This window comes from Hymenobacter sp. BRD128 (genome assembly GCF_013256625.1).
GTDB lineage: Bacteria > Bacteroidota > Bacteroidia > Cytophagales > Hymenobacteraceae > Hymenobacter.
The window spans coordinates 4234021-4247523 of the sequence record NZ_CP053908.1 but is presented as its reverse complement, the minus strand read 5'-3'; the positions used below and the strand labels follow the sequence as shown (position 1 = coordinate 4247523).

At 58.9% G+C, this 13503-nt stretch carries 11 protein-coding genes; 6 read left to right on the top strand and 5 right to left on the bottom strand.

What is annotated here, in order from left to right; genetic code table 11:
- Window positions 1-19: 19 nt before the first annotated feature.
- The 4 genes from GKZ68_RS22815 to GKZ68_RS18785 all read left to right on the top strand — a co-directional run bounded on the left by GKZ68_RS22815 (window position 20) and on the right by GKZ68_RS18785 (window position 3984).
- Window positions 20-526 (top strand): hypothetical protein, encoded by a 507-nt coding sequence (locus GKZ68_RS22815; protein WP_367949181.1) that lies wholly within the window; start codon window positions 20-22, stop codon window positions 524-526.
- Window positions 481-1224: a hypothetical protein gene (locus GKZ68_RS22810; RefSeq protein ID WP_367949180.1), complete on the top strand. Its 744-nt coding sequence runs from the start codon at window positions 481-483 to the stop codon at window positions 1222-1224. Before GKZ68_RS22815 ends, GKZ68_RS22810 begins: the two co-directional genes overlap by 46 nt.
- A 98-nt stretch (window positions 1225-1322) precedes the next feature.
- Entirely contained in the window at window positions 1323-1814 is a 492-nt protein-coding gene (locus GKZ68_RS22450) for a methylated-DNA--[protein]-cysteine S-methyltransferase (protein WP_173117496.1), read from the top strand.
- 43 nt (window positions 1815-1857) lie between these two features.
- Window positions 1858-3984, top strand: a complete 2127-nt coding sequence (locus GKZ68_RS18785) for a prolyl oligopeptidase family protein (protein WP_173117494.1) — start codon at window positions 1858-1860, stop codon at window positions 3982-3984.
- 274 nt (window positions 3985-4258) lie between these two features.
- On the opposite strand, the gene GKZ68_RS18780 is transcribed toward GKZ68_RS18785, so the two are convergent.
- The 4 genes from GKZ68_RS18780 to GKZ68_RS18765 all read right to left on the bottom strand — a co-directional run bounded on the left by GKZ68_RS18780 (window position 4259) and on the right by GKZ68_RS18765 (window position 11029).
- Window positions 4259-5068 (bottom strand): O-antigen ligase, encoded by an 810-nt coding sequence (locus GKZ68_RS18780; protein ID WP_173117492.1) that lies wholly within the window; start codon window positions 5066-5068, stop codon window positions 4259-4261.
- A gap of 580 nt (window positions 5069-5648) precedes the next feature.
- Complete coding sequence (locus GKZ68_RS18775) at window positions 5649-6323, bottom strand: FkbM family methyltransferase (RefSeq protein WP_173117490.1); 675 nt, start codon at window positions 6321-6323, stop codon at window positions 5649-5651.
- Between the two features lie 401 nt (window positions 6324-6724).
- On the bottom strand, window positions 6725-9919 hold the full coding sequence (locus GKZ68_RS18770) for a carboxypeptidase regulatory-like domain-containing protein (protein ID WP_173117488.1): 3195 nt from the start codon (window positions 9917-9919) through the stop codon (window positions 6725-6727).
- 216 nt (window positions 9920-10135) lie between these two features.
- Window positions 10136-11029, bottom strand: a complete 894-nt coding sequence (locus GKZ68_RS18765; RefSeq protein ID WP_173117486.1) for an alpha/beta hydrolase — start codon at window positions 11027-11029, stop codon at window positions 10136-10138.
- 136 nt (window positions 11030-11165) lie between these two features.
- Between GKZ68_RS18765 and GKZ68_RS18760 the strand changes: the two genes are divergently transcribed.
- Window positions 11166-11501, top strand: coding sequence for an ASCH/PUA domain-containing protein (locus tag GKZ68_RS18760; protein ID WP_173117484.1), 336 nt, complete (start codon window positions 11166-11168; stop codon window positions 11499-11501).
- Between the two features lie 124 nt (window positions 11502-11625).
- A complete protein-coding gene (locus tag GKZ68_RS18755; protein ID WP_173117482.1) occupies window positions 11626-12369 on the top strand; it encodes a lipopolysaccharide assembly protein LapB in 744 nt (247 codons plus the stop codon).
- 91 nt (window positions 12370-12460) lie between these two features.
- Here the strand turns inward: GKZ68_RS18755 and metF are convergent, their stop codons facing one another.
- Window positions 12461-13438: a methylenetetrahydrofolate reductase [NAD(P)H] gene (metF, locus tag GKZ68_RS18750; RefSeq protein WP_173117480.1), complete on the bottom strand. Its 978-nt coding sequence runs from the start codon at window positions 13436-13438 to the stop codon at window positions 12461-12463.
- Window positions 13439-13503: the final 65 nt, after the last annotated feature.

Below are 13503 nucleotides of genomic sequence, written 5' to 3'. Positions count from 1 at the left end.
TGATTATATTCCTGTTATTATGCAAAACAATTTGACTACCAATCCGTTTGCCTCTTTTTGGTGGGGCGGCTACGAGTGCACCGACCAACTCAACGCCTTTGGCAACCGGGTTGATTTTCTGCCCCTCACCGGCCACCTACCGCTCATCGACCAAGACTATGCCGACCTCGGCCAGCTCAAGGTAAAGACCGTGCGCGAGGGCATCCGGTGGGCTATGATTGAGAAAACCCCCTACCAGTACGACTGGAGCACTGTGAAGCTGATGCTCGACGCGGGCGAGCGCCACGGCATTCAGCAGGTGTGGGACATCTGCCACTTCGGCTACCCCGACGACCTGACGCCGCTGCACCCCATGTTTGCCCGGCGTTTTGCGGCGGTATGCCGCGCGTTTGTCGATTTTTATCGCTCGGTGCGGCCCGAGGGCACGCTCATCGTCACGCCCATCAACGAGGTCAGCTTTATGTCGTGGCTAGGGGGGATGTGCGCGGCACCTCCCCCTACTGCGTGGGCCAGGGCTGGGAAGTGAAGCTGGGCCTGATGCGCGCCTACATCGAAGGCAGCTGGGCCCTGCGCGAAGCCGACCCCGGCATTCGCTTCCTGAGCACCGAGCCACTCATCAACATTGTGCCGCCGCCCAACCCCTGGGCTAGCCACGTGCGCGAGGCCAAGCGCATGCACCGCGACCAGTTTCAGGCCATCGATATTCTCTCAGGCCGCATGTGCCCCGAATTGGGTGGCCACGAAAGCCTGCTCGACATTATCGGCTTCAACTACTACTACGACAACCAGTGGCAGCTGCACCCGCACCGCCACCTGGGCTGGAACGACCCGGTAATGGACCCCCGCTGGGTGCCCTTGAGCGAGCTGCTGCGCCAAGCGCATAAGCGCTATAAGCGCCCCTTCGTAATTACCGAAACCAGCCACCCTGGGGTAGACCGGCCGCTGTGGTGGCGCATGATTGGGCGTGAATGTGCCCAGGTGCTGCGCGCTGGCCTGCCGCTGCTGGGCGCCTGCATCTACCCGATGGTCGACCGCCCCGACTGGGACCACCTCGACCAGTGGCACCGCTCGGGCCTCTGGGATGCCGAGCTGCGGCCCGACGGCCCGCCCCGCCGCCTCTTGCACGAGCCCAGCGCCGTGGCCCTGGGCGAGGCGCAGGCTATGGTGCAGCAGGCCCAGCCGCTACCCAAAGCGCCCCGGCGCCGCCCAGTGCTGGTGGGTTAGGAAATAAGGCAAAAAAACACCCGGCGGGCAGTGCTCACCGGGTGTTTTGGCGTAGGGGCTAGTATCTTGCTGGAAGTAGCAACCCTTTTTCTGTGCCTATGCAAGCCGTTGCCCACCTGTACTCGCCCATTGGCATGGTCGCCCTGCATGGCTCCGATGCCGGGCTGCACGCCGTGCAGTTTCTCGACCACGACGTGCCGCCGCCCACGGCCCTAGCCGATGTTGCCGCTTGCCTGCAAGAGCCTCATCGCCAGCTGCAAGCGTATTTCAACCGGGAGCTGCGCGAGTTTAAGTTGCAGTGCGAGCCGCTGGCGGGCACCGAGTTCCAAAGGCAGGTGTGGGCCGCGCTGGCTAGCATTGCCCACGGCCGCACGGCCTCGTACCTCGACGTGGCTAAGCTGCTGAATAACCCCAAGTCGGTGCGGGCCGTGGGTGCGGCCAATGGCCAGAACCCGCTGGCCATTGTGTGGCCCTGCCACCGCGTGATTGGGGCTAGCGGTGCGCTCACGGGCTACGCGGGCGGGCTGGTGCGCAAGCAGTGGCTGCTGGCCTTCGAGCAACCCGAGCGCCAAGGCGCGCTCTTTGGATAAGCCAAACTGCTTACATTAGCGGTGCTTACTTCTTCCTTTTCTTATGAAAAACCTTTCCATACTGCTAGCCCTCCTGGCGGCCGGGCCCGCCGGTGCCCAAACGATGGCAGCCATCAAGCCCCTGCCCTACCCCCAAACGCGCAAGGTGGATACTACTACCACCTACTTTGGCACCAAGGTGGCCGACCCCTACCGCTGGCTCGAAAACGACCAAGCCGCCGACACCAAGGCCTGGGTGCAGGAAGAAAACAAAGTCACGCAGGACTACCTGAGCAAGATTCCGTTCCGCGAGGCCATCCGCCAGCGCCTCACCAAGCTCTGGAACTACGAGAAATACTCGGCTCCCCGAAAGGAAGGCAAGTACACGTATTTCTCTAAAAATACGGGCCTGCAAAGCCAGTTTGTGCTGTACCGGCAGCTCGGCACGGGCGCGCCCGAGGTATTTCTGGACCCCAACACGTTTTCGAAGGACGGCACGACCTCGCTGGCCGGCCTCAGCTTCACGCACGACGGCAGCCTGGCCGCCTACCAGATTTCGGAGGGCGGCTCCGACTGGCGCAAGGTTATCGTGCTCAACGCCGCCACCAAAGCCATTGTGGGCGACACGCTCAAGGATGTCAAGTTTTCGGGACTGGCTTGGAAAGGCAACCAGGGCTTCTACTACAGCAGCTACGACAAACCCAAGACTGGCAGCCAGCTGGCCGGTAAAACCCAGATTCACAAACTCTACTTTCACAAGCTGGGCACGCCGCAGAGCACCGACCAGCTCATTTTCGGCGGCGAGAAAGACCCTAACCGCTACATCGGAGCCGACCTCACCGAAGATGAGCGCTTCTTGGTGATTTCAGCCAATAATACGACCACGGGCAACAAGCTCTACCTGCAGGACCTGAGCAAGCCGGGCAGCCCCATCGTGAATGTGGTGGCCGACGAAAAAAGCGATGTGAACGTGGTGGACAACGTGGGCAGCAAGCTCTACATCTTTACCAATTACCAGGCGCCCAACTTTCGGCTCGTGACCGTGGACGCCGCCGCGCCCCAGCAGGCCAACTGGAAAAACCTCATTCCGGAAACCAAGAACGTACTGAACGTGAGCACAGTAGGTGGCCGCATTTTCGCCACTTACCTCAAGGATGCCACCTCGCTGGTCGAAGAGTACGACCTGGCCGGCAAGAAGCTGCGCACCATCCAGCTGCCGGGGGTAGGGGCGGCCAGCGGCTTCCGGGGCAAGAAGGAGGACAAGGAAACGTATTACACCTTCACTTCTTACACCTACCCGCCCACCATTTTCAAGTACGACCTGGCCAGTGGCAAATCAACATTGTACAAGAAGGAGGGCGTGCAGTTCGACCCCAGCAAGTACGAGTCGAAGCAGGTGTTCTACAATTCCAAGGACGGCACCCGCATTCCGATGCTCATTACTTATAAGAAGGGCCTGGTGATGAACGGCAAGAATCCGACCCTGCTTTATGCCTACGGCGGCTTCAACATCAGCCTGACGCCGGGCTTCCGCACTTCCAATATCATCTTGCTCGAAAACGGCGGCATCTACGCCGTGCCCAACCTGCGCGGCGGCGGCGAGTACGGTGAGGCCTGGCACAACGCCGGCATTAAACTCAAGAAGCAGAACGTGTTCGACGACTTTATTGCGGCCGCCGAGTATTTGATTAAGAACAACTACACCTCGAAAGACTACCTGGCCATCGAGGGCGGCTCGAACGGCGGCCTGCTCATCGGGGCTACCATGAGCCAGCGGCCCGACCTGTGCAAGGTGGCTTTCCCGGCCGTGGGCGTGATGGACATGCTGCGCTACAACCAGTTTACGGCCGGCGCCGGCTGGGCCTACGACTACGGCACGGCCCAGGACTCGCCCGAGATGTTCAACTACCTCTACAAGTACTCGCCCTACCACGCCCTGAAGCCAGCCGTGTACCCGGCCACGATGGTGACCACCGCCGACCACGATGACCGCGTGGTGCCGGCGCACTCCTTCAAGTTTGCCTCGCGCCTGCAGGAAGACCAGCGCGGCCCGGCCCCGGTGCTCATCCGCATCGAAACCAAGGCTGGCCACGGCGCGGGCCGCAGCACCGCCCAGGTTATCGGCCAGGAGACCGACAAATGGGCTTTCATGTTCGAGAATATGGGGGTAAGCTACAAACCGGCTATCTAACGGGGCTAGCCCCACTATTTTATAAAAGCGGGATTCGAGTCTATCAGTGGCTTGAATCCCGCTTTATTTTTGAGCGTGAAGTATCTACTGCCTGCTTTATTCTGCGCTAGCCTGCCCCTGAGCGAAGCGGCTGCGCAACAAGTAGTTCCACTTCTGAAAAAGGCGTTTCTCGATTCGACCTGGCATGCGCTGCCCTCGGCGGCCGGCGCCTACTACTGGCTTATCGAACGGGGAAGCATACAGTATAAGGCTAGCCGGCCCTCCTATTCTTTGGCTAGCATGCTGCGGCATCCGGCTCGCGGCACCCTGCCACCGGGGTGGGCGCCGCCGGCTCGGTGGCCAGCAGCAGAAAGAAAAGCCCGGTGAGGATGCCAATGTGCGTTTCCAGCGTGTATTCGACCAGAAAGGAAAGCGTCACCACTACGTAGAGCAGCACCAGCGTAATGTTGCGCCGCCGCAGGGCTAGCCAAAGCGGATAATAAAAGCCTAGCAAAAACACGCCCAAGCCTACCAGCCCATAAGCGACCATGTTGTAGATGAACTGATTATGCGGCATTAAGTAGTGGCGCCGCGCTATCTGCGGGTACATGTAGCCGTACTGCTCGGCCATTGCTTCATCCATTTTTACTTTACTCACCCCTAGCAGCGGGTGCTCGCGAATGATAACCCAGGCCACTTTGTAGGAATACACCCGGGCCGTAACCGAGTAGTTATTAGCCGCATCTACCGATGAGAGCCGGTCCGTATCGTCGCGGGTATTAGTAATCTTATTTTGGAGCGTCGGAAATAGCAGCAGGCACCCGCCTGCCAGCGCCGCCAGCAGCACGGTTGTGGTAAATACTACCCGCCAGCGCCGCTGTTGCCAGCCCAGCCACCCTAGCCACAGTACCCCGCCCACATACATGGTGGCGAGGCCGCTGCGCACCGCCAGCAGGTGCTGAAAGATAAACAGGAGGATAACTCCGGCCGCCGTAGCCCGCCGTAGCCTAATCGCTAGTGTTTTGTCGAATACCAGCACGGCGCCGGTAAGCACGGCCATGCTGATGAGCAGACTAAACCGAATATGGTCGGGAATAGTCGGCATTACCTTAGACTGCAGGTAAATTTTATTTATCTCCTGCTGGTTGCAAAGGTAGTTAATCGTCGCGCCGAGAGTCGCAAGCAAGCAGCAACCAATAAGCACCAGCCAGAGCACGTTTGTGTGGCGCCTGCGCAAGGGAGGCAACAGCCAAAATGACACCGGCAACAGGAGAAAGGGCAGCTGCAATAAGAGGTCTTGCCACAGAATCGGCTGCAGCAAACTACTGTTAATCAATCCCGTAACAACGTGTAGCAGATAAATAAGCGTAAAGCTCAATAGCTCGGGCCACTGGGCCCGTCGGGCAATACGCCGGTGGCTGATGCCGTAGCCTACACTCGTTAAAAACAATCCGGCAACCCCAATACTAGGCAGTATTCTTATTGCAAAAGCCAGAAAAATTCCAACAATAATAACTATACTCCAGCCTACACTAAGCTGGCGTACCCTAGCTTCAGAAAAGAAACTCCACATTCAGGAAATATAGACTGCACGCAGCTTGGAAGAAAATAATTAACTCTAGTAACCACCAACAAGTATGTATGTAGTATTTAGTTACCAGTCTGAAAAGCTATCGAAATTATATCTACCTACTTTGCTTAAAGATGCGCTTGAATTTCTTCCAGCCAATTAACAATTCCACTTGCCTGGTTGCCAGCTTATCAAGGAGGCTAACGGGAAAAAGGCCGTTCTTTATATATACGCTGTCGCTGCCATCTTTATACCAGCTAACGTAATTATGCTCTTTCAGCCAAGAAGTTATCTCCGGCAAAAAAGGATTTGTGTAGTATTTTCCGTGCGTCTCAATAGAAAGGACTTGCGGTTGGCTTTGCAGGTATTTCAACACATACCACTCGGCTCCTTCAATATCTATACTAAGTAACTCAATGGTGCCGTCGTCAATAGTCGAAAACTGCACGCAAGGCACCTCAAATGTAGTAGTGTTGCTAATATGGTACCGGTCATTTTCCAGCGCCGGGCTGGTAGGCAGGTCGGTAGCGAAAGTCGAAGAAGCCGCTTTGGAAAGCTTTAGAAACCCAGTGGTGTGCCAGACGGCTACGGCATGCACAATAACATTTTTTGAAGCAAAGGCCTGCTTGATTTGCGCAGCTATTTCCGGGTCGGCTTCTACCAGCGTAGTCTTTACGTTGTCATTTATGAAATCCAAGACGTTAGATGTTTCGGGCACGTAAACCCCAACCTCGCATACATGACCAAATTTTAATTTCTTAGCCGAAAGCTTTTTATATAATCTGGTCATAAGCTTAAACAGTTTTCTGTTTTTTTAGCAAGTAAGAATACGTCTGCATCAATCAAAAAATAAGCGCGGCGGCTGAATATTACAGCACCTGGCTCCGCGCCTCTTTTACAACTGGAAACCTTCTGCTCTAAGCTCGCCACGCCAGCCCGGCGTCTGCTGAGCAGCCCCCGGAAGCCACCCGGGAACAGCTCTCCGCACTGCACTCAACGGATGTAAAAGTACTGCCGGGAGGGCGGTTGCGGCCAGGCGGCCGGGTAAGCTTGCAACGGCGCCGGCGGCCGCACAAACCAAAATCCTCTTGCCCTGCTTTGCGCGGCCCCACCACGCCACCAGCGGCTTTTGCCCACAAAAAAGCTCCGACCGGCTGGTCGGAGCTTTTGCATTGTCACTGCCCGGCGGCGCTAGTCGAAGATATAGCGCACGCCCACTTGGGCGCGCCAACGGCTAGCCAGGCTGGGGTCGATGTAGAAAGTCTGGCTGCCGCCCCGGAAGGTGAAGGATGGCGTATCGCTGGTGAAGCCGGCCACGTCGATGAGGCGGTTATTGCCCACGAGCTGGCGGTTGCCCCAGCTACGGTTCAGCAGGTTGCCCAGGTTCAGGATGTCGAGGCTGAGCTGGAGCGTATTGCGCTTGCCGCCAGCCGTTTTTACGGAGAAGTCCTGCAGCAGCTTGGCATCGAGCTGGGTGTACCAGGGCGAGATGGCCCCGTTGCGCGCCGAGTACTCGCCGCGGTGCTGGCTCAGGTACTTATCCTGGCCGATGTAGGCATCGAGCTGCTGCCACTGCTGGGCGGCCGAAACCGTTTGGCCAGCGGCGTTGGTATAGGCCACCAGATTAATCTGGTCCTGAGTTTTGGGGATAAAAATCAGGTCATTACCGTCGATATTGTCGCGGTTTAGGTCGCCGGCGTAGGTGTAGCTGAAGCGGTTGCCCTGGCCAGCCTCGAAGAAGAAGCCGAGGGTAGTGGCCATGTGGTCGTTAGCGTAGGCAAAGCGCCGGCCACCGGCCGCGATGAAGCGGTGCTGCAAGCCAAAGTCGCTGTAAGCCAACGAAGGCTTATTGGGATTGCCCACCACCGGGAGGCGCTGAAAGGCGTCGCCGGCAATCTCGCCGGGGTTTGAAGTCACGTCCTTGGCCTGGGCGTAAGTGTAGGCCCCGGTGAGGTAGAAGCCGTTGGTAAACTCCTTGCGCAGCTGGCCGGTAAGCGAGTACTGGTAGCCCTGGCTCGTGTTGGTGAGGCCAATAACCCCGGCGTCGAGGAAAGTAAAGTTGCCATCGGGGCCGTTGAAAGAATTGAGGCGCGGGCCGCTAGCCGGGTAAATCTGGCGGTTATCGGCGCCGGCCAGCGTCTGGGTCGGCGTTACCAGGTTGTAGTTCTGGTGGAGCACGGCGTTGATATCCTTCGTATAAATAGCCTCAATCGTTCCCACGATGCCGCCGGGCAGCAGCTGGTCCACGGCCAGGTTGGTGCGCCACACCTGCGGAAACCTGAAATCGCGGCCCGTGGTATTAATCTGGAACGTGTACCCGTTGCCGAAGCTGGCGTTGGAAGCCTGGTTGCTAATCCACACGAACGGAATGCGGCCGGTAAAAATGCCAGTGCCGCCGCGCACCTGGGTTTTGGCCCCGTCGCCCTGCGAAGTGTAGTTGAAGCCCAGGCGGGGCGAAAACAGCGGCGTCGAGCTTGGCAGCTGCGACACGTCGAGCTTCACCGGGTTGCCGTTGGCATCGTGGAACGTAGCGGCCGAAATCTGTGGGTTTGGGGCGACGCTGGTACCGTAGAAGGGCATATCGGCGCGCACGCCCAGCGTCAGTTTCAGGGCTTGGCTAGCCTGGTATTCGTCCTGCAGATACACGCCCAGCTGCGCCACGTTCACATCTACTTGCTGCACGGGCTTGGCCGCGCCGGCCGCAGCCGTGGCATTGAAGTCAAGGTAGCCAGGCTTGCCGGGCTGGGTATCGGCCAGAAAGTCACTCAGCTCCAGCCGGTAGTAGCCGTAGCGCTGCAGGTTAAAGCCGTTCGTGAAATTAAAGTGCTCGTAGTTGGCCCCGGCCGTCACAATGTGCTTGCCGGCAAAGTAGCTCAGGTTGTCGGTAAGCTGTATAATGTTCTGGTTAAGGATATTATTGGCCGAAAACTGCTCGGTACCCACGCTGGTGTAGGTGGTGCCGCCCTGGGTGATGTCAATCATCGGGAAGAAGGTGGGTCTAGGTAGCGCGCGAAAGTCGCGGAAGGCCGAGAAGCCCGCCTGGGCCTTATTGCTGAACTTGCCACCCCCGAAGGTGCTGTTGAGTTCGGCCACTACCGAGTTCAGGTTGTTGTTGATAGTGTAGCCCGAGTTCGAAAACTGCAGCGTGTTGACGCCGGGCACCCGCGACGACGGCGCGATGGCAATGGGGTGCGGCCCCTGCTCGCGGTAGCTTTTGAGGTAGTTGTAGCGAATCGAGAAGGTATTGCCAGGGCTGATGTTCCAGTCAATCTTGGCCAGAATCTTATCCGAGTACGTGTGGTAGTTGAAGCCCTGGTAAGTGCCGGGGTCGTAGTTGTACACCGACGTCAGGCGCTGCCGAATCAGGTCCAGGTCCGATTGCAGCACCCGGCTCACGCCGTTGAGCTGGCCATTGAGGGCCTGCTGGGCCTCGGCGGCGCTGGTGGCGGGCCGGTAGGTCTGGCCGGGGTCGGTCTGGCGGGTCAGCTCGGCATTGGCAAAGAAAAACAGCTTGTTCTTGATAATCGGGCCACCCAGGGCAAAGCCCGTTTGGTTGAATTTCAGGCTAGGGTTGTCGATGGTAGCCCCCTCCACGTTCTTGCCAATCAGGCTCTGGTTGCGATAGTACGTGTATACCGTTCCCTTAAAGTCGTTGGTACCGCTCTTGGTCACGGCATTGATGCCGGCGCCAGTGAAGCCCCCCTGGCGCACGTCGTAGGGCGCCAGGCTCACCTGAATCTGGTCGATGGCATCCAGGCTTACCGGCTGCGAGTTGGTCTGGCCGCCGGGCGTGGGCGAGTCGAGGCCAAACGAATTGTTGAAGATGGAGCCGTCGAGCGAAAAGTTGTTATACAGCGTATTGCGCCCGCCAAAGCTCTGGCCGCTGGCTTGCGGCGTGAGGCGGGTAAAGTCTTCCTGCGAGCGCGAGATGGTAGGCAGCGTGCGGATGGCCGTCGAGCCGATATTGGTCACGGCGCCGGTGCGGTCGGGGTTAATCTGGCTGTCGCGGTTGCCTTTCACTACCACTTCATCGAGTTTTTGGCCGCTGCCCTCGGTCAGCGTCAGCCGCATTTCGTAGGTCTTGCCCAGCGTGAGCTGAATATTATTCTGGACTTCGGTTTCGTAGCCCACAAATGACACCTTCACCTCATAAGGCCCCCCGATGCGCATGTTCAGCAGGTCAAACTGCCCATTGTCGCGGGTAGCCGTGCCGTAGGTAGTGCCCGAGGGCAGGTGGGTGGCAATTACGGTAGCACCGGGCAGCGGCTGCCCCTTGGCATCGAGCACCAGACCCTTCACGGCAGAGGTCGTAACGCCTTGCGCCTTAACCTGATAGCTACCAGTGAAAAGCACAAAGCCCAGCAGCCAGAGTAGATAGTGTTTCATATACGGCTTTTTTATTTACCCAGGGCGCATCCCTGGATTTTCGCCGTAAAATTACCGTAACATTTATGTTATGCTTGCATCACATTTTAGTAACAATGCAAAACTTAACATTACGCATCCGGCATTACTTTCAGTAATTCTTCATTATCAGCTACTTACTCTAACAAAATTTCCGCTCACAGCATTTACGGCACCGCTGCCTAGCGCAACGGCGCGCTACTTCGCCAGCCGCTTCAACTCAGTATACAGCGTATTACCAGCGAAAAACAGCTGCGTGACCATGCCCACGTGCTTTTTGCCGGGTAAAATCGTGTACTTGGGCGCCTCGCCCAGCGCCGTGAGCCGCTCCCGAAACTTTTCGCTGCTGCCTTTGATGCTTGGGTAGGTATCGCCGCCAATGTAGATGCTCATAGGTGGCGCGCTAGCCCGCACGTGGTAGAGCGCCGAGGCCTGCCGCCACACCGCCGGGTCTTTGCTAAACGGCACGAGGTATTTCTCGTCGCCGGGATACTGCATTTTGGTGAGGTAGTCGAGCATATCGAGGCCGGCCGGGTCGTCGAGCAGCACGGCGTGCACGGCGCGGGCGGGCAGGCCGTGCCTGGCCAGCAGCGTGTCGGAGCCGGTAGCCAGCAGCGCGGCTAGCCCGCCGCCCGCCGAGTGGCCCAGGAGCACGAGGCGGCTAGGGTCGCCGCCGTACTCGGTGATGTGCGCCACCGTCCAGGCCAGGGCGCGGGCGCAGTCGTCGGCCTGCTGGGGCACCAGCACCTGCGGCGCCAGCCGGTAGCTAATTACCACGCCCACGAAGCCATTTTTGGCCAGCCGCCGGCCGATGGCTTTATACAGAATGTCGTCTTTGCTGCCGCTGTTCCAGCTGCCCCCGTGGATGAAGAGCACCACCGGGCGCGGCGCGGCGGCCTTAGCGGTGGGCTGGTAGATGTCGAGCAAGTGCCGCCTGGCGTCAAAATCGGGGGCCGCGGCGGCCACGTAGGGCACGTCGGCTATGCGGCGGCTAGCCTGGGCCACGGCCCATTCATTGGTGCATAGCACGGATGCGGCAGCCAGCAGCAGGCCGAGCGGCGGCAAAGCCAGCCAGCGAAAAACAGACTTCATACAGAGGTAGTTAGTAACCTGGTCGTTGTCCGGCTTTAATGCCAGCGCTTTTTCTTTAACGGCACGATAATGGCGGCTACCGTTTTTTCTACGTAGATTACATTAATTCGGCCCGCCTTAGCGGCCAGCTATCCTTATGCAACACTACACTGCCTCCCCCGTTTCGACTATCACCACGGCCCGCACCCGCACCCACGAGCTACAGCTCTGGACGCCCTGCTTTACGGCCGTAGCCGCCGGCACCAAGCCTTTCGACGTGCGCGAAAACGACTCTGATTTTCAGGTCGGCGATGCGCTCCTAATTCGAGAATACGACCCCGATACGAGTACTTACAGCGGCCAAACGCTGCTGCGCTGGGTGAGCTACGTAATGCCGGGCGGCGCTTTTGGCGTGGAAGCCGGCTGGTGCGTGCTGGGCCTCGGCAACGTGGCCCCGCTGCCCGCCGGCATCACCGATACCCGCCTCTGGTAGGGGCCGCTAGCCCCAGGTTGGTCAAAAACTTGCTGCCCCGGTATTTCAACCGGAGCCAGGTGTATTTTTGCCCATTCGAATTGGGGCTATTCTTTTGCGTCAGGCTTTCTAATTTTTTCTCCGCGTGTTTTTTTGGCTCACTCCCTGCCTGCGGCGCGGGGCTTTTGTTTTTCTGCTAGGCGCAGCGCTTGGCCTGCCCGCCCACGCCCAAAAGGGTAAAAAGGACAGCAAGTCTACCCCACCCCCTAGCGGCCCACAGCGCTTGCAGCCGCTGTTTGGAGGCCTCACGGCGGCGCAGGCACAACAGGCCGTCGGGGCTAGCGTGCTGGCCGATGTGGACCGCAGTTTTCCCTCGCGGCCCGAGGCCAGCAAGTTTTTCAGCACCAAGGGCTTTGAGTATCTGCAAGAAAACCAGCCCGATACGGCCGTCGTGCGCTTTAATTTAGCCTGGGCGCTCGACCCCAAAAACCCCGAGCCTTACCGGGGGCTAGCCGTGCTGCTGAGCCGCCGCCCCGATGCCTCGCCCGAGGCCATTCAGGCGCTGGTGCTGCAGGGCCTGGCCGTAGCTCCCACCAATGGGCTACTGCTCACCGATGCCGCCAACACGGCCCTAGCCCGCTACGAAGAAGGCAAGAAAAAGAAAGAGTTGCAGCAGGCCAGCGACTACGCCCAGCGCGCCCTGCTGGCCGACAGCACCAATGCCAATGCCTGGCAAGCCCAGGCGCGCATCCTGTATTACCAGGAGAAATACGCCGAAGCCTGGCAGGCCGTGCGCAAGGGCCAGAGTCTCAGCCTCACCAGCCTCGACTTTCAATTTTTGAGCGAGCTGATGGCCAAAATGCCCGACCCGGAAGGCAAGTTTAAGTAGGCAGGAGGCGAAAATGCGGGGGTATAAAAATTGCGAAATTACCAAGTAGTCTAGCTTTCATATTTCGCACATCCCCGCCTTTTTACAGCACTTAAAACAACCCGGCCGCCACGCGGCGGATGGCTTCGGCCTTACCCATCGAATAGTAGTGCAGGCAGGGCACGCCGTGGGCCATGAGCTCGCGGCTTTGGTTAAGGCACCACTCGATGCCGACTTCACGGGCGGCGGCATTGTCTTTGGCCTGGTGAATGGCCTCGGCCAGGGCCTCCGGAATGCTGAGGAAGAAGGCCCGGGGCAGCGCCGTGATTTGCGCTTTGGTAGTCAAGGGCTTGAGGCCGGGGATAATGGGCACGGTGATGCCCGCATCGCGGCAGCGCTTCTCAAATTTGAAAAACTCCTCGTTGTCGAAGAACATCTGGGTCACGATATAATCGGCGCCCCGGTCGATTTTCTGCTTCAGGAAGCGGATGTCCGAGCCGTGGTTGGGCGCCTCGAAGTGCTTTTCGGGATAGCCGGCGGTACCAATGCAGAAGTCGGTACACAGCACGGGCTCAGACCCCTCGGGCTGGTACTGCTCGTCGTGGTCGTGGTAGCGGCCGTGGTTGAGCGAGTCAATCTGGCCGATGAGGTCGCAGGCGTAGGTGTGGCCGTCGGGGTGCGGCTGGAAATGGCCTTCGCTCTTGATGGGGTCGCCGCGCAGGGCCAGCACATTGTCGATGCCCAGGAAGTGCAAGTCAATCAGCGCATTCTCGGTTTCCTCCCTGGCAAAGCCGCCGCAAATGAGGTGCGGCACCGTGTCTACGTCGAAGCGGTTTTTGATGGCCGCGCAGATGCCCACCGTGCCCGGCCGCTTGCGCACGGCCTTGCGCTGCAAGAGGCCGCCGGGCCGCTCGCGCAGCACAAACTCCTCGCGGTGGTAGGTGACGTCGATAAACGGCGGCTTGAATTCCATCAGCGGCTCGATATTCGAAAACAGGCTGTGGATATTTTCGCCCTTGCGGGGCGGCAGCACCTCGAAGGAGAAAAGCGTTTTGCCCTCGGCGCGGCGCAGGTGTTCGGTTACTTTCATTGTATGCAGCCCCACCCCCAACTCCTCCCCTTGGGGGAGGGAAGCCGGACGATTTTTAGGCAGGT

Bases quoted from the DNA above. Each gene is read 5' to 3' on its own strand.
- GKZ68_RS18765 (WP_173117486.1), bottom strand. From the start codon at position 11,029: ATGAAGTCTGTTTTTCGCTGGCTGGCTTTGCCGCCGCTCGGCCTGCTG.
- GKZ68_RS22815 (WP_367949181.1), top strand. From the start codon at position 20: ATGCAAAACAATTTGACTACCAATCCGTTTGCCTCTTTTTGGTGGGGC.
- GKZ68_RS18760 (WP_173117484.1), top strand. From the start codon at position 11,166: ATGCAACACTACACTGCCTCCCCCGTTTCGACTATCACCACGGCCCGC.
- GKZ68_RS18775 (WP_173117490.1), bottom strand. From the start codon at position 6,323: ATGACCAGATTATATAAAAAGCTTTCGGCTAAGAAATTAAAATTTGGT.
- GKZ68_RS22450 (WP_173117496.1), top strand. From the start codon at position 1,323: ATGCAAGCCGTTGCCCACCTGTACTCGCCCATTGGCATGGTCGCCCTG.
- metF (WP_173117480.1), bottom strand. From the start codon at position 13,438: ATGAAAGTAACCGAACACCTGCGCCGCGCCGAGGGCAAAACGCTTTTC.
- GKZ68_RS18770 (WP_173117488.1), bottom strand. From the start codon at position 9,919: ATGAAACACTATCTACTCTGGCTGCTGGGCTTTGTGCTTTTCACTGGT.
- GKZ68_RS18780 (WP_173117492.1), bottom strand. From the start codon at position 5,068: ATGCCGACTATTCCCGACCATATTCGGTTTAGTCTGCTCATCAGCATG.
- GKZ68_RS18785 (WP_173117494.1), top strand. From the start codon at position 1,858: ATGAAAAACCTTTCCATACTGCTAGCCCTCCTGGCGGCCGGGCCCGCC.